Annotated in this window: 13 protein-coding genes, 1 tRNA gene and 1 pseudogene; 11 read left to right on the top strand and 4 right to left on the bottom strand. The window is 37.6% G+C overall.

Annotated elements, in window-relative coordinates; all coding sequences use genetic code 11:
* The 5 genes and pseudogenes from ACE1AT_RS05995 to ACE1AT_RS05975 all read left to right on the top strand — a co-directional run.
* Window positions 1-175: pseudogene (locus ACE1AT_RS05995) on the top strand (photosystem II q(b) protein); the annotation flags it as partial.
* 186 nt (window positions 176-361) lie between these two features.
* Window positions 362-730 (top strand): Lin0512 family protein, encoded by a 369-nt coding sequence (locus ACE1AT_RS05990; RefSeq protein ID WP_374866372.1) that lies wholly within the window; start codon window positions 362-364, stop codon window positions 728-730.
* A 23-nt stretch (window positions 731-753) separates the two neighbouring features.
* A complete protein-coding gene (locus ACE1AT_RS05985; RefSeq protein ID WP_374866371.1) occupies window positions 754-1,515 on the top strand; it encodes a DUF3598 family protein in 762 nt (253 codons plus the stop codon).
* Between the two features lie 65 nt (window positions 1,516-1,580).
* Window positions 1,581-1,970: a nuclear transport factor 2 family protein gene (locus ACE1AT_RS05980; RefSeq protein ID WP_374866370.1), complete on the top strand. Its 390-nt coding sequence runs from the start codon at window positions 1,581-1,583 to the stop codon at window positions 1,968-1,970.
* Between the two features lie 108 nt (window positions 1,971-2,078).
* The gene (locus ACE1AT_RS05975; protein WP_374866369.1) at window positions 2,079-2,417 is read left to right on the top strand and encodes a hypothetical protein; all 339 of its coding nucleotides are present in this window, start codon (window positions 2,079-2,081) and stop codon (window positions 2,415-2,417) included.
* A 527-nt stretch (window positions 2,418-2,944) separates the two neighbouring features.
* On the opposite strand, the gene ACE1AT_RS05970 is transcribed toward ACE1AT_RS05975, so the two are convergent.
* Window positions 2,945-3,017 (bottom strand) — tRNA-His (locus ACE1AT_RS05970).
* A 112-nt stretch (window positions 3,018-3,129) separates the two neighbouring features.
* On the opposite strand from ACE1AT_RS05970, the gene ACE1AT_RS05965 reads away from it, so the two are divergent.
* The 6 genes from ACE1AT_RS05965 (at window position 3,130) to ACE1AT_RS05940 (ending at window position 7,042) form a co-directional block, all read left to right on the top strand.
* A complete protein-coding gene (locus ACE1AT_RS05965; protein WP_374866368.1) occupies window positions 3,130-3,546 on the top strand; it encodes a DUF4359 domain-containing protein in 417 nt (138 codons plus the stop codon).
* Window positions 3,547-3,944: 398 nt separating this feature from the next.
* Complete coding sequence (locus ACE1AT_RS05960; RefSeq protein ID WP_374866367.1) at window positions 3,945-4,634, top strand: manganese catalase family protein; 690 nt, start codon at window positions 3,945-3,947, stop codon at window positions 4,632-4,634.
* A gap of 240 nt (window positions 4,635-4,874) precedes the next feature.
* Window positions 4,875-5,594: a sirohydrochlorin chelatase gene (locus ACE1AT_RS05955; protein ID WP_374866366.1), complete on the top strand. Its 720-nt coding sequence runs from the start codon at window positions 4,875-4,877 to the stop codon at window positions 5,592-5,594.
* Window positions 5,591-6,385, top strand: coding sequence for a uroporphyrinogen-III C-methyltransferase (gene cobA / locus ACE1AT_RS05950; protein ID WP_374866365.1), 795 nt, complete (start codon window positions 5,591-5,593; stop codon window positions 6,383-6,385). Before ACE1AT_RS05955 ends, cobA begins: the two co-directional genes overlap by 4 nt.
* 40 nt (window positions 6,386-6,425) lie before the next feature.
* Window positions 6,426-6,716 carry a nucleotidyltransferase family protein gene (locus tag ACE1AT_RS05945; protein WP_374866364.1) on the top strand — a complete coding sequence of 97 codons (291 nt, stop codon included), beginning with the start codon at window positions 6,426-6,428 and terminating at the stop codon, window positions 6,714-6,716.
* Window positions 6,713-7,042, top strand: a complete 330-nt coding sequence (locus tag ACE1AT_RS05940) for a DUF86 domain-containing protein (RefSeq protein ID WP_374866363.1) — start codon at window positions 6,713-6,715, stop codon at window positions 7,040-7,042. The genes ACE1AT_RS05945 and ACE1AT_RS05940 overlap by 4 nt, the downstream gene beginning before the upstream one ends.
* Here ACE1AT_RS05940 and ACE1AT_RS05935 read toward each other — a convergent pair.
* The 3 genes from ACE1AT_RS05935 to ACE1AT_RS05925 form a co-directional block, all read right to left on the bottom strand.
* Window positions 7,031-7,894, bottom strand: a complete 864-nt coding sequence (locus tag ACE1AT_RS05935; protein ID WP_374866362.1) for a hypothetical protein — start codon at window positions 7,892-7,894, stop codon at window positions 7,031-7,033. The genes ACE1AT_RS05940 and ACE1AT_RS05935 overlap by 12 nt on opposite strands.
* 335 nt (window positions 7,895-8,229) lie before the next feature.
* Window positions 8,230-11,493 (bottom strand): GAF domain-containing protein, encoded by a 3,264-nt coding sequence (locus ACE1AT_RS05930; protein WP_374866361.1) that lies wholly within the window; start codon window positions 11,491-11,493, stop codon window positions 8,230-8,232.
* 507 nt (window positions 11,494-12,000) lie between these two features.
* Window positions 12,001-13,200, bottom strand: a complete 1,200-nt coding sequence (locus ACE1AT_RS05925) for a response regulator (protein WP_374866360.1) — start codon at window positions 13,198-13,200, stop codon at window positions 12,001-12,003.
* Window positions 13,201-15,318: the final 2,118 nt, after the last annotated feature.

The following is a 15,318-nucleotide window of genomic DNA, read 5'->3' as shown; positions in this document are numbered from 1 at the left end:
CCAATCAGTAATTGACTCACAAGGTCGCGTGATCAACACTTGGGCAGACATCATCAACCGCGCTAACTTGGGTATGGAAGTCATGCACGAGCGTAACGCTCACAACTTCCCTCTCGACTTGGCTGCTGCTGAATCTGCACCAGTTGCAATCTCTGCTCCTGCTATCAACGGTTAATCCTCAGATAGTCGAGATGCAGTAAGTCTTTACAATTAAATAGATGAGAAAGCGCCCTCCAAAATGGAGGGCGCTTTTTTTATATAATTTTGCCAATAGTATCTTTATAATCGCCACATCTTTTTCAAAAATTGGTATGCTCCCGATGGATGATGTCAATCTTTCACAATCCAAAATCCTATGACTATGGCACGTAAACGGTTCATTATCGAAATGGGAATGGGGATAGATCAGCATGGACAAGATCCAACAGTAGCAGCAGCCAGGGCTGTGAGAAATGCGATCGCCAACAATGCTTTACCTGGTGTTTGGGAGGTAGCGGGCTTGAGTCATCCCAATGAGATGATTGTAGAAGTGCAAGTTGCAGTACCCTACCCCGAACAAGTTCGCCAAGAAGAGGTACTAGCTGTACTACCTTTTGGTCGTAAATCCTTGAGTGTTGAAGTTGGGGGAATGGTTGTTCAAGGTAAAGCCATCCCTGAACTCGATGATAAAAATGACGAAATGTTGATAGCTGTCGCTGCGGTTACAGTCCTAGTTGAGAATGAAGAGTAACTAAAACACTCACAACAAAATTTATGAGCATAGATAAAACAGCAGCACAACTACAAAATTGGGATAATTTTTGTCGATATCATGTCAATAGAGATTGGTATGGCACTTGGACAAGATACTCTGCTGATGGACAAATAATAGAGAGTTTTCATTGTATTAGAAGTTTTAAAAATAGTGCCGATGGTAATGAAATTTATCACCAAAATCACTATACATACGCCGACGGCACAAAGGAGACAAAGACTTTTGGCCCTTATCAAAAACCGATTACCAGAGCCTTATTTTTAGATAATGCTTTTTCTTGGGGTTCTTCAAAGATTGAATCAGGTTCAAATTTGGTTTTTGAGACAGGTTTGAGCTATGAAGATAGACGCGCTAGTGTTGTGATTCAATATGATCAGGCTGGCAATTTAGAAAAAATTGTAGTTATTCCCGAAAATTTAACTTCGTTTCCAGAAACACCAACTCCTCGGTTTCAAAAAGAGTCTATAGAGTCTATTAACAAATGGAAAGGGACAGCTAAAACTATCACCCCTGATTGCATAGTGTCATCTCCCATGGATATTTCGTGGAGTCAATTAGAAAAGCTAGGTGATAGCTTTCAAATGTTACATTTCTGTGATGATATTTCCATAACTTGTCCAGCAAGAATATCACTTAAACAAGACTTTTTTGCTGTAGTCGAGTGGCAAGTTAATCCCAGTTTCTTACAACGTGCAATTCGCTATTATGAGAGTTGTAATTTTAGCAATTTTACACTACAAACATTCTTTGCTGATAGATAAAGCTGTATATATTTGTGAATAATTAGATCATAATTTAGTGAATATTTTATAGTCCCCTATTGAGTATGATTTCACAAGAAGCGATCACAACTTTAATTACTAACTACTTTGCCAATATGTCCGCCATGAATGGTGAAGGTTGGATTGAAAATTTTGCAGAAGATGCTATAAGTTATGACCCAGTTGGAGAACCACCTACAAAAATTCATGAAAATTTTGCTGCATTTATCAACCAGTTAAAAACAGTATTTAATAAATTAGAAGCAACAACTGAGCATATTTTTATTGCAGGTAATGAAGCAGCCGTTAAGTGGACTATGCAGGGAATAACTAAAAATGACAAATCAGTGACATTTGCAGGAATAACAGTGTTTGAAATTAACAATTTTGGCAAAATTCAAACCACACGTGCTTACTGGAATCCGGCGCTAATGCTTGCACAGCTGCGTTCTTAGAGATAAGCGATCGCTCATTTGCTGCTATGCGCTAAACTAGAGGCATCGGGGTAGGAGTCTCATCAAAGTAAATCCCACAAATAATTACTCTTGACCACTCCAGTAACGATGTCTCGCGAAAATAACGAATCACTTCAAATTCAAGAAATCAACAAACTCAAGCCAGTACACTTTGCGGACTTAATTAGAGCTGCACAATTAATTTTTGATCCTGCTACGGGTGTGTCTGGAATATATAGAAAAGTTGATTGGAAAGAATTTGGTATTCCTGACGATGTCACAGAAAACCTCAAAGCTCTTGGCCAGGAATATCGATATGCATCTCCTCATGTCTCCCCTGAAATTATTTGGAGTAAATTAACCCCAGCAACTCGAATTTGGTTTTTTGAGAACAGAGATAATTTATGGCAATTTGAGGAATTTTTTCCGGCTCTTGATGAGGATTAAAAATTGTTACTACTGGTTGTTAGTTACTAGCAAATGTACAGACATGTCATAGCACATCTGTACATTGGTTAGTTGTTAGTAGTTAGTATCTAGCATAACTAATCATTAGCAAATATGTAAAGTAGTGAAAATCAAAAGTGTAAACTACTAAATTCTCTAATCTCTAGTCTGTAATCCCTAAATACCTCTCTTCACAGGGTATTGCTAGAAATTTTCTGTATTTCAGTGTGCAGATTCAACAATTATTTTTATTCATTAAGGTTAGCGATCGCCAATGCTAGAACGTGGATCGGGTAGAATTAATTCCGCTAAAATTAGTAAATCCAATAATTCAAGCTCTTCTTACCGCTTGAATTTAATTCCAATGCAGCTACTAGCGCACTATCATCAAACTTTGATTAGGGAAAAGATAAACACATAAACCCAGACATTAACCAGAAAAATCTGAGATTTGAGCTAATCATCCCTCATAAACCCTGCCAGTCTTGGTACAACTGAGTATATATTACTGCTACTTGATTACTGAGGGCGAACGATGGGACTCGAACCCACGAGTGGAGGAACCACAATCCTCTGCCTTAACCACTTGGCTACGCTCGCCATTTGCGTTTCCTATTATAGCACTTCCTTGAGAAATTAATCCAAATTTTTTTCAAGGAACGGAGTCAGGTAATCTTGAGTCTAAAGACTACAGCAAATCACCCTATATAAAATGAGAGTTCTAAATATTATTACATATGTGGCAGTCTTTGGTCTAGCTGCTTTGGGAGTAGTAATGACCCAGACTAATCCCAATCAAGTTGAATATGAAGAGTACGCAGCACAAAGACTGACAGAATATCTAAACACAAATGTCTGTAAAAAAACTCCAAAATTTTTAGAAAATGTCATAAAGTTTAATTGCAGGCAGGTAGTAAATTCTGCCCAACCGCAAATTCGGGAAGTTATAGCTGAGAGTACGGAACGTCAAGATTTTATTGTTTTTAGTATTTATCGTACGAATTTCAATGTAAATTCATTAATACCTGCATTGAAGGTTGACTCTGTTTTACCCTCTACACCTGGTTATAAATTTGAGACACTGGGAGCTTTTGACCAGTTTTACACTTACAAGGCTGAACAGCAATGAGGGATTGGGGACAAGGGGGACAAGGAGGACAAGGGAGAATTATTTAACAAGTCTTTTCCCAATGACAAATGATAATCCTTACTATTTAACTTTTTTTGTACTCTTATTTAAGATAAACATTTTAATGAAGTTTTTGTCAGAAATCAATAAAGCTTTAGTTATAAATAATTAAGCAGCAAGTCTTTCTTTAGGAGAAGGTAAAGATTTGCTGTAATGTTTAGCATTTTTAAATAGAGCAGCGTAAAAACATATTTTTTCGCAACTAGATAGTAGTTAGTTGTGAAATCTAGCAACTAACTACTATCTAGTAAATGGATAAAGCAGTGAATTTTTTCAGCAGTGCTTTATCCCTATTATTTTGCTGTCAATTCAAAGATTTCAACAGAGGAAACTAACTGATGTTTTTTCATAAAAAAGAGACAATACATGTAGTTGACGTCAAAGAAGCTAATCCACGTTTTGCCCAATTACTTTTAGAGCAGTTTGGTGGTGCAACAGGTGAATTAACAGCGGCTTTGCAATATTGGACTCAGTCATTCCACTGTGAGAATCCTGGAATTCGGGATATGCTGCAAGATATTGCAATAGAAGAGTTTGGTCATCTAGAAATGGTGGGTAAACTCATTGAAGCTCATACCAAAAATGTTGACCAAACTGAAGCTTATAAAAGTACTTTGTTTGCTGTACGGGGTATGGGACCACATTTACTAGATAGCCAAGGTGTTGCTTGGAATGCTAATTACGTCAATGAAGGTGGTGATGTGGTACGTGATTTGAGAGCTGATATTGCTGCTGAAGCTGGCGCGCGTCAAACTTACGAAGAATTAATTAAATTAGCATCAGATGAAGGTACTAAAAATACTCTCGTTCATCTTTTGACTAGAGAAATCTCTCACACCCAAATGTTTATGAAAGCACTAGATTCTTTGGGTAAATTAACAGATCCATTCTTTGGCAACATTCAACCTGATAATACTGTCGATATTTACTACAACTTGTCCACAAATGGCAAAGATGAACGTGGTCCTTGGAATTCTGAACCAACTTTCCGTTACATTGCTGATCCTGTCGCCGAAAAGCAGTCGTAATTAATTAGTATTTGGTGTTAGTTGTGTAGTGGTTGTTGGTTGGAAAAATTATCCTTACCACCAATAACCAACAACAAATAATAAAAAATATTTAGAACTTGCTAAGTACAACATTTCACCAAATCATAGCAAATCAAATTCGGAAAAACTCTGCGAACCTCTGTGTTTAAAAAAGCTAGGATTAAATGCAAATCTGTATTAATATTATTTAATTAAATGTATTAAATTGTACTGTTGCTAATGATGCCTGCATGTTTACTAGTATCCCACGGTAGCCGAGATCCGCGCCCAGGAGTTGCGATGCAGCAGTTAGCAAAGCTGGTGATGCAGCAAGCCCAAAGTCTTGGGTCTGAAATTATAGTTGGTACAGCGTGTTTAGAGCTAAATCCAGAATCTTTGCATGAGCAAATCATCCAGTTTGTGAGAAATTCTGCTAGTTGTGAGAAGATTGCTCTGAAAGTTGTGCCATTATTTTTGCTACCGGGGGTACATGTGATGGATGATATTCCCAGTGAGGTAGCACTGGCTAGGCAGGCTCTTGGTCAAGATATTTTGATAGAATTACAACCATATTTAGGTAGTCGCCCTGGTTTAGAGTGGTTGTTGGCAAAGCAATTCGCCACGATAACAGCGACGGCGAGAATTATTATCGCTCATGGAAGTCGCCGTCCGGGTTCACAAACACCAGTGGAAGCAATAGCGAAAAATTTAGGTGCAGTTACTGCTTATTGGTCTGTACCTCCAAGTTTAGAATTCCAAGTCAAAGAGTTGATGAATCTTGGACATAGGCAAATTGCAATTTTGCCATACTTTTTATTCGCAGGTGGAATAACTGATGCGATCGCTCAGGTAACAGAAAAGTTACAATTACAATCTCCTGATCTGGATTTGCAACTAGCAGAACCTTTAGGAGCAAGTGCAGAATTAGCTGATTTAATTTGGGATTTGATCAAAGAATGAACCGCCAAAACACCAAGGACGATAATCAAGAGGAAAAGAACTGTTTGGGAAAGGTTTATTTAGTTGGTGCGGGACCGGGAGATCCGGGGTTGATGACACTCAAGGGTAAAGGGCTGTTGGAGTGTGCAGATGTCGTGATTTATGATGCTTTGGTCAGTCCCGCAATTATAGAAATGATTAATCCCCAAGCTGAAAAAATTAATGCTGGTAAGCGCCGGGGACGTCATTCATTGATGCAGGAAGAAACGACGCAGCTAATGATTGAGAAAGCCCAAGAACATACGATTGTCGTGCGGTTGAAGGGGGGCGATCCGTTTGTTTTTGGTCGCGGTGGCGAAGAGATGGCAGAATTATTGCAAGCAGGAGTATCTGTGGAAGTTGTGCCGGGTATTACATCGGGAATTGCTGCCCCAGCCTATGCGGGTATTCCTTTGACCCATCGATTGTATAGTTCTTCAGTGACATTTGTTACTGGTCATGAGGCAGCAGGTAAGTATCGACCGAGTGTGAATTGGAGTGCGATCGCTCACGGTTCGGAAACGATAGTAATATACATGGGGATTCACAATCTGGCTTATATTACCGAAGAGTTAGTAAAGGCGGGGTTGAGTCTGGACACTCCGATTGCTTTAGTACGTTGGGGTACAAGACCAGATCAGGAAGAATTAATTGGTGAATTGGGGACAATTGTAGAGCAAGTTGAGCAAACTGGATTTGAAGCACCTGCGATCATGGTAATTGGTGCAGTGGTGAAGATGCACAGGATTTTATCTAGTTGTCGTCCGTTATGATCAAGCTTATTGACTATAGCTAACTTGTGTAGATTGGCTTATGGGAATTGACGAGTTATTACTACCTTATCGTGAAGAAATCTTACAAATTGCTGCTCAACACGGTGCTTATAATATACGAGTTTTTGGTTCCGTAGCCAGGGGAGAAGCAAAACTAGATAGTGATGTGGATTTCCTAGTAGAAATTGAACCAAAACGAACTTTGTTAGACCAGATTGCTTTGATGCAATCACTGGAACAATTGCTAGGACGCAAGGTAGACATAACTGAACCAGAAACTTTGCATGAGTGGATTCGAGAACGAGTCTTAAATGAGGCTGTTATGTTATGAAGGATAACCGCCTCTATTTAAGCAATATTAAAGAATGTATTGAGCGAATTGAATCTTACACTTGTGATGGCAAAGAAGTGTTTATGCACACACCGATGATTCAAGATGCTGTGATTCGGAATTTTGAAATTATTGGGGAAGCCACAAAACGATTATCACCTGAGTTGAGAGCAGCAAACCCTGGTATTCCGTGGCAACAAATAGCAGGGTTACGAGATGTATTAATTCATGATTACTTGAAAGTAAATCTGAATCGAATTTGGGGAATTATTGAGCATAATTTACCAGAACTCAAGGCTGTAGTTGAGGATATTTTAAGGAATTAGACTGATATTTTCGTTTTTGAACAATGATTCTGATACTGTAAATTCCTCAAAAATTTTCACTTTTGTACCTGAATTAGTCACAATTTTAGTAGGTAATTGCTCAAATTGTTTTGTTAGTATCAATGTTTGCGATCGCTGCCATGTCAATAATGCTAATTGAGCAATTTCCGTTACATCTCCATAGGATGCACTTTTTTCTAAGTGTTGGATGACTGACCGACAAAGCTGAGTAAAAGCTTTTAAATTCAGTAGTTCTCCCAAATCACCCAACTGAGTAGCTATGATGATGACTTCTGACTTTAAGTTATACTTGTCTGTCTTAGCTAATAAAGATTTCAGGTGTTGTAAATATTCTTCAACCTCAGTTTGAAAAATTAATAATATGATGTCTTCCAATTCGTTATATGGTGGATGTTGTGTCTTGTTATGTGCCGAATTTTGTTCATTCACGTGTTTTTTTAATTCCTCAAAGACTGGAAAACAAAAACTTGCTAACCATTGCTCATCTATAACATAGCCAACAGAAAGTAATTCCACTATCTGACGTAACCATTCAACACCCGATAAGAGTAAACTGTGTAACTCGCTATCAATTTCTAAAAAGTTAGTCTGTTTTTTTAAACTTTCTAGCGCATCTTCTAAACGATGAGCAAATTTACTAAGTAAAGGAAAGCCTAAAATATCTGCACCAGCTTTGATAAAATGAACTTTTTTGAGGGCTAATTCAATAGTTGACGAATAGCTTTGACACTTAGAATTGAGTTGTAAAAATATAGATTCTAGGGTATTCAAATTACCGTTAGCTTCTTCCAGAAAATGTGTCTGGTTTTCTAGTTCCCTATTTTTTAACATAGCTGGAATTGTTTCTGATACCAAATACAAGGGAATACATGGTGAATGTGTAATCCAGAATTAAAAACAAGACTCTATGTCTAAATTAATTTAGATGAATAACAGCTATCGTAGGTATTTTTAATTCCGAATTAATTAACAGATAATGTTTGCTCAGGAGTTACTCAACTATAAGTTAGTAATTCCAATAAAACTGTCAAATATTATTCAAAGTCTATTATTTAATTTTTTTATTTTTCTTAATGAAATGTTTAACTAATTTATTTGGACAACAATAACCCCGACTTCTACTCTCCGGGTGTCTACAAGAAGTCGGGGATCTGTGCCGAGTTTACTTAAACTTTGAAACTACGAACACTTGCTTGTAACTGCTGGTAAATTTCTAAAGTTTTTTGCAGAGAAGCGGATACTTTGCGATAGGAACCACCAGTCATTTCAGATACCTTAGCAATTTCTTTCATTAAATGAATGACTTCTTTAGAAGTTTGCACTTGAGAGACTGTGGCGAGAGATATTGACTGTACTAATTCGTCAATTTGGCAACAAACATTGAGCATTTGATTTAAGCTGTGCTTGCTATCTTCAACCAAATGAGTTACTTCTATTACTTGAGCGCTTTCTAATTCTATAGTCTTGACAACTTCCCGAACTTCTAGGTTAATATTAGCGGCGATTCCTTCAATTTCACCTGTGACTGTAGCACTTTCAGTTGCTAGGGCAGCTACTTCTTCAGAAAAAGAGATCAAAGCGTTGCTATCTCTACCTACACGGCTTGTTTCAATTCCAGCATTGATTGCTAGTAAGTTAGTTTGTAAGGAGATTTGTTTAATTAAGGAAGCCAGACGAGTAATATGTTGGGAATAATCTCCTAAACGCTTGATTTTTATCGCTGTTTCTCCCATTGAATCCCGCAGGCTAAAGATATTTTCGACGGTGAGAGCCATCGCGGCGTCGCCAATTTCGGCGGTAGGAGAGGCTGTACGAGCAACTGCTGTAGCTAATCTAGCATTTTTGGCGACGCCTTTGATGGAAAGCCGAATTTGATCAACAACATCAAGAGAACGATCTATTTCCTGGGTTTGTTTGAATGTGTCAATGGCGAGTTGGCTGATCACTCCTGAATTTTCAGCGATCGCACTATTTAATTGAGTAGCTGCTGCTTTAACTTGGATGACAATTTCGCGCAAGCTTTCGACAATAAAGTTACAAAAGTCTGCGATCGCGCCGATTTCGCCTTTGCTAACTTCTACATGTACGGTTAAATCGCCTCTTTTGGCTCCCACAACATCATCTAAGAGTCTGTTGAGTTGTTCTTGCAGTTGTTCTGCTTGCTGACGTTGCTGTTCGGAAGCTTTTTCACTTTGTTCTAAAAGATTAGCTCTTTCTAAAGCCAGTCCGATTAATCTGGCGAATTGCTCAAACAACTCAATTTCTGCTTGCTGCCAAACGCGAGTTCTGGTACATTGGTGGGCGATTAACAAGCCCAATAAATTACCACCCAACGAAATTGGTGCTTCTAAATGCGCTCTGACTGCAAAAGATTCTAACTTTTTGACGTAAACTTCCGAAAAACCTGCTTGATAAATATTGTTAGCAGCCAGTACACCACCTTGACGATACTTTTCTCTGTAATCTTGCACAGCAGCTTCATGAAATCTTGGTTCTACGTTAGGTAAACCTGCAACTACAGACTCGGCTAAAATACTACCTTGCCAATTTTCATCAAATTTACAGATGAGGACACGATCTACTTTTAAGGCTTTACGGATGTCTTGAACTGCCAAGTTGTAGATTTCCTGAGAATTGAGAGTAGCAGATAAATGGATCGCAAAGTCTTTCAGTACTTGGCTCACTTCCAGTAAATGTACTCGTTCTAAAGCCAGTCCCACTTGCACTGCTAACTGTCGCAAGAAATTAATTTCAAAAGGTTGCCAGACATGGGGCGCCCAGCAATAATGAGCAATTAAAAAGCCAAATATTTGATTATCTTTGAGAATTGGTGTCGCCAATATCGCCTTGACTTGTAGTCTTTCCATCAATCTCAGATGTTCGGGAACCAAGTCTGTCTCAAAGACGTTGTTGGCGATCAGAATACCATTGGTTGTGTAGGTTTCTACCAATTGCCTAGCAATGGAAGTGTCTTCAATGGTATCACCCAAAGTTACTGGTAATCCGGGTGCTACAGACTCGGCGATCACTTGTCCCCTACCATGAGGATTAAAGTGATAGACAACAACTCGATGCGCTCCTAGTGCTTGTCTGGCTTCTGTAACTGTAGTATTAAATAAATCTTCACAATTAAGTGATTGCCGAATTACCGTGAGGATATTTGTAAACATCTTGAGGCGTTCGGCTTCGATTTTTTGTTTGTTGAGCAAATCTTGTAGTTGATCAGCCATGCGGTTAATACTGGCTCCCAAGGTAGCAAATTCATCTTCTCCTTGGACATGAATACGGCTGTCAAAGTTACCTCTAGCCAGTTTTTTGACTACCATTGTGGCAGTTTGAATTGGTAGAGTCAGACGATTGGCTAAAATAGCAGCGATCGCACCCACTAATAACGCCGTTACAACCGTTCCCACGACTAATGCTAATAATAATTGTCTTTGGGTTCCCAAGGCGATCGCTTTGTCTGTACTCAAGACTAATTGCCAATTTAAATCCGGTAAACCTGCTGTTTTTTGCCAAGGAACAAAGGTTGTTAAATCTTCAGCTTTACCTTTGCGATCGCGTAATATACGTGTGACTACTTGCGGCGATGTTTGTAATTTCTCCCATTTGGGAATCACTTTTTGAGCATCTTTACCCAAGTGATTCTGATCCGTTGCCAAAAAAATCTTACCCGCAGGATTTATTAATTGGTACTCATCGTTAATTCTGGAAAGCTTATTCAGTGTTTGCTCTAAAGATTGTATCGGTACAACTGCTTGGACAATATAAATAGTTTTATTCGTGACACTATCTTTAACTGGCGCAGCCAAATAAATTTTTGATTTTTCTATATTTGTAGTGATAAATGGCTGGCTAATATATGGCTGATTACTTTTTATAACTGCTTGAAAATATTCCTGATTTTTTTGATTAGGAAGTAATTCGCCTGGGGTTTGCAAAAACACATTACCGTTGAGATCCACAACAGCAATACTTTCATAGACTTGATAAATATCTTGCAAGTTACTGAGCCGTGCTACTTTATTTTCAGTATCCAGGCTATCCCTAAGTTTGGAGTCAATCAAAAATTTTTGGTTAGCGAATAGCTGAATTTCTTGATATCGTTTCAGCATAAATCGCTCAACATTATCTGTTAAATTGCGGGCGCTAGTTTGTTTGATATTACTAATTTCTTTGATCAGGGATTGATTGACTAAGTAATATGTCATCGCTCCCACTCCCAAGGTTGGTAGGGTGGAAATCGCCACAGCAAAGGCGATTGCTTTGGTTCGGAAGCTGACTTGTTTTGCCCATGCTATAACACTATTGATAGGAGAATAGAGAGAATAACTTCGGCGCTGAAGTACAGTTTCTGTTTCGGACGTAGTTCTCAATGTGCGCCGATGATAACCACTGTTTTTCGGTTCGGAATTAATTCTGTTAACCATTAAGTTATCTCTATACTCAGAGTGTGAAGTGAGTCAAGAAATAGGGGTATAGGAGAATCGATTTTTAGATTCTGGAATGAAGCATTAGTAATTGAATAATCTCTGCCTGTTACTAGTTCATACGTCTATTAATGTTGAGATTTATTAGTACGTAACGGCGGAAATCAAACTACAAATAATAATGATAAATGCTTGTTTAACAAGGCTTATTAACGTCTATTTTTGCCTTTTGATATTTATATAAGTAATATAAGCTAGCAAAAATAAAACTACTTTGAGGAAGCAAAAAGTGATGACATAGAGATAACTAGTTTTATTATGCTTCCTACATTTTTGTAGTAATACCAATTTAAAAAAATATAGCGATACATGGATTGATAGCAAGTCAGAAGCATAAAACAATTCTCAATCCAAAATTTAAAATGGTATAACTAATTATATGTTGCAGAAAATAGAAGATGACACAATAATCTGTGCATCTACAATTCATACGAAATTTTCGTACAGCTACTTAATGTGTTGAAATAGTTCTTTAACCAAATCTGCCTGTGTAAAAGGTTTACTCAAATAGCCTGATGCCCTCACAAGTTTTGCTCTAGCTTTATCGATAAAACCTGTTCTACCTGTAATCATAATTATAGGTGTATCTTTAAAGTGAGAATGTTTCCGTACCAATGAACACAATTCATAACCATCCAAGTTTGGCATTTCGATGTCTAGTAAAATCAAATCTGGTTTGAGGCGAATAATTTGCATTAAAGCCTTGAGTGGATCGTTAATGCCCATAACAGAAAACATTTGATCATCCAAGAATTTCTTAATAGCATTGATGACAGTGGGACTGTCATCAATACAGAAAACTGTGTAAAGTTTTTTCTCAGGATTTGGTTGAGAAATTATGGGACGGCTACTGTTGTTCTGATTGACAGGATGAGGCAACACGTTATTCTGCCTTGGTTTAGGCAGTGGTTGCTGAGTTGGCGGGACTACATGGAGATGCTGTTGTCCAGGATTTGATTTACCTTCGCCCTTAGATATCCTCTGGGAAGTTTGTTGTCCGGGAGTAACAGCAAATTCTGAAGATGATTGATGATTTAGATGGCGTCGTCCAGAGGAGTCTGACTGTGGTGCTGTTGTGTCAACGCCGGATTTTTCTATTTTACCACTGGGGATAGATGCATGATGCGATCGCTTTTGGGAACGTTCGACTAGCAAGCGCATATCCAAGTGACAAAACTTTGGCATCTCATCCAAAAAGCTTTCTGGAGTAAATTCGTAACTTCCCTCTTTTAGCAACAAAAACGACTCTAAAACTTCTAGGGCCAATTGTTCCACCAATATCCCAGCTTGAGCTGGAGTAAGATACTTTTGATTAACTAACCAGCAAATACCTAGATAATCTGGATTCGGTATTGCTTGATTCTCAATCCCAGTTTCAAAAATTGCCCGCAATTGCTCTTTGATGCCATTGTGGAGAGTAGGTATTTTTTGACTTAGACGCTGCAAGTGTTTGTAAAGCAGCTCAAACATTTTTTCTGTACAGCACGCATAAATTAATTTACCCTCCTCCACATATATTGACCAAGAACCCGAAGCTGTAAAAACTTGCAAACAACCGGTGGTAGATTTACTAGTGATTTTCTTCAGCAAAAATAACGGCTGTAATGACTGATAAAACCTGTATCTATTAATAGGAAGTATCTTCATGGCTATGGCTCTCAAATAAAATCAAAATTGACAAATGCAAAATGGCTCCACTTGTTGCCATGAAACAGCGCCTGCATATTGCACCTATTTAACATTAGCTTATGGTGTGGGTGCATATACCCATATAAAAAAATAAAGTATCCATAAAATAGATAATTAATTTCAAAAACCAATAGCACACCTCATCAACAGCCCCATATTTAGGATATTTAGTACTTGATACAGACTCTGCTGTTGGTTTTTGTAGCGAGATGCAATAGCAAGTAGCATACAAGCAGACTGGTAAAAATATAATCCATTGGATTTGACGAGTAATCCTAGTTAGTGATTGACTAACCCAAAATCCCTGATTTGAGGGTAGGGTATTGGGTATTTTGTCAATACTTTGATTTTATCGTCACTAAGTTATGCGATCGCATTGGGGATCTCCAAAAAATAAAATGCCCAGCCGTATTAAAAATATTTTGGCCAAACCCAAGGTAGAGCGCGCTTTCGCCTCTTAGGCGAAAGCGACGGCTGGGCATTTTATTTCGAGGATTGGCCTTGGCAAGAAATCGGGAAAAGCCAAGGATAAAACAACAAAGGTAACAATTTATCCCTTTCATTTTGTCCTTCTAACGCAGTTGCACTCAACGAGGAAAGCTTGAAGGGTACACCTGCTAACTTTTTGCTTGATTTCTGGATGAATTTTAATAGTTGAGTAGAAGATGCAGCTGTGATTGGCTTTCAAAAAGGCAGTTTCTTCATCTGTTCGGAAAACACCCTCTAAAACATTGTCCTGATGATCTGGATGAGTAGTTACAGTGAGGAATTACAGCTGTGAGCTTCGATGATTTTGCTGTAATTCAACTAATTTACTCCATGCCTACAAATTTATCTTCCTTACTTTTAGATTACTCTAATTTGAAGAAAAAAGATAAAATCAGCATGAAAATTCCTGTTGATAAATAAAGAGAATGTGAAATAAAAAATATTTGCATAAGCAAAAGTACATTTAATTCAAGACTAGTTTTCCATAGTATCAATACCTAAGTGTACAAAAATTTACAGATTAATATTTTAAGATTTAACGTATATCTTCAAGGACTTACACAAGGTGTAATAATATCTCATTTTTTGTTTGTAGTGAGGATTCTAATCCTCCAAATAATGACTAAAGTCCTTACTACGAACATAAAAATATGTCAGTTGCCTAAATACTGTTGATAGTTCATGTTACTAAACGAATTAAAGAGCAGAGTAATTGTAATCATGAATGCATTATAAGCTGATTGATATGATTTTTTTTAGCCAAAATGGCATTATCTTGACTGTTGATGTACATATTCTCACAATCTAAAAAATTTTCCGGATACAAAATTTAGTCAATCAAGAAAAATGAACTGTTAAAGTTAATGTTTCATCAGCATAAGTAGTAACTAAAGATAAACAACAACAAAGTCAAGCTAGCTATCAAAGCATCAATTCAACCGATAAAAGCTGTATGTTTGATGACAATCATGTATGTTTTATACAAAAAAGTTTATTTTGAATCAAAAAATACAAAAATTAGAAATATGGTTCGTTTTTTTCAATTAAGTTTATCCGGATATCATCATAAAAAGAATGTATTTCTAATAGTAAGTATTTTTGAATGCTCAATATTCATAGTGCAACGTAGCCAAAATGACTACGCAGCGAACAAGAAGCTTAAAAAGCTCCAAGATTGACATGAAATTCTTCTGCGTTTTTATTAGCAGTTTGAGATCCAAAACTCAGCCAAGAGAACTTAGCGGAGTAAAGGTTAAAGGCTAACTGAGAAAGGTATTTTATTCCTATTCAAAACAACTACATACATTTTCTTTTGTCCAACAACAATAAACTTGAAAAATCGAGTTTGGCAATGGGTGCAATGCCAGCATTGCTGTCACCCCTCACTATGAAAATAGAGCAAAGCGTAAAGTGTCAAGGGGAAAAGAAGCATGATCAAGTTACTCTTAGACATCTCCAAAAACTGCCTAAGTATCTCTGTAACTAGCTTATAGGGTGCGATCGCCAGTTTCGTAATCAGGCTAGTTTATACGATAGAATAGGGATTTGAGATATTTGTTGTTAATAATCAGACAAAAAAACGTGGTT

Source organism: Pelatocladus sp. BLCC-F211, assembly GCF_041928655.1.
In the GTDB taxonomy this organism is placed as follows: Bacteria; Cyanobacteriota; Cyanobacteriia; order Cyanobacteriales; family Nostocaceae; genus Pelatocladus.
The sequence above is the reverse complement of the archived record's forward strand: the minus strand, read 5'-3'. Positions and strand labels throughout refer to the sequence as shown.

Excerpts from the sequence above, each read along its gene's own strand:
- ACE1AT_RS05990 (WP_374866372.1), top strand. The coding sequence starts at position 362 with ATGGCACGTAAACGGTTCATTATCGAAATGGGAATGGGGATAGATCAG.
- ACE1AT_RS05985 (WP_374866371.1), top strand. The coding sequence starts at position 754 with ATGAGCATAGATAAAACAGCAGCACAACTACAAAATTGGGATAATTTT.
- ACE1AT_RS05980 (WP_374866370.1), top strand. The coding sequence starts at position 1,581 with ATGATTTCACAAGAAGCGATCACAACTTTAATTACTAACTACTTTGCC.
- ACE1AT_RS05975 (WP_374866369.1), top strand. The coding sequence starts at position 2,079 with ATGTCTCGCGAAAATAACGAATCACTTCAAATTCAAGAAATCAACAAA.
- ACE1AT_RS05965 (WP_374866368.1), top strand. The coding sequence starts at position 3,130 with ATGAGAGTTCTAAATATTATTACATATGTGGCAGTCTTTGGTCTAGCT.
- ACE1AT_RS05960 (WP_374866367.1), top strand. The coding sequence starts at position 3,945 with ATGTTTTTTCATAAAAAAGAGACAATACATGTAGTTGACGTCAAAGAA.
- ACE1AT_RS05955 (WP_374866366.1), top strand. The coding sequence starts at position 4,875 with ATGATGCCTGCATGTTTACTAGTATCCCACGGTAGCCGAGATCCGCGC.
- cobA (WP_374866365.1), top strand. The coding sequence starts at position 5,591 with ATGAACCGCCAAAACACCAAGGACGATAATCAAGAGGAAAAGAACTGT.
- ACE1AT_RS05945 (WP_374866364.1), top strand. The coding sequence starts at position 6,426 with ATGGGAATTGACGAGTTATTACTACCTTATCGTGAAGAAATCTTACAA.
- ACE1AT_RS05940 (WP_374866363.1), top strand. The coding sequence starts at position 6,713 with ATGAAGGATAACCGCCTCTATTTAAGCAATATTAAAGAATGTATTGAG.
- ACE1AT_RS05935 (WP_374866362.1), bottom strand. The coding sequence starts at position 7,894 with ATGTTAAAAAATAGGGAACTAGAAAACCAGACACATTTTCTGGAAGAA.
- ACE1AT_RS05930 (WP_374866361.1), bottom strand. The coding sequence starts at position 11,493 with ATGGTTAACAGAATTAATTCCGAACCGAAAAACAGTGGTTATCATCGG.
- ACE1AT_RS05925 (WP_374866360.1), bottom strand. The coding sequence starts at position 13,200 with ATGAAGATACTTCCTATTAATAGATACAGGTTTTATCAGTCATTACAG.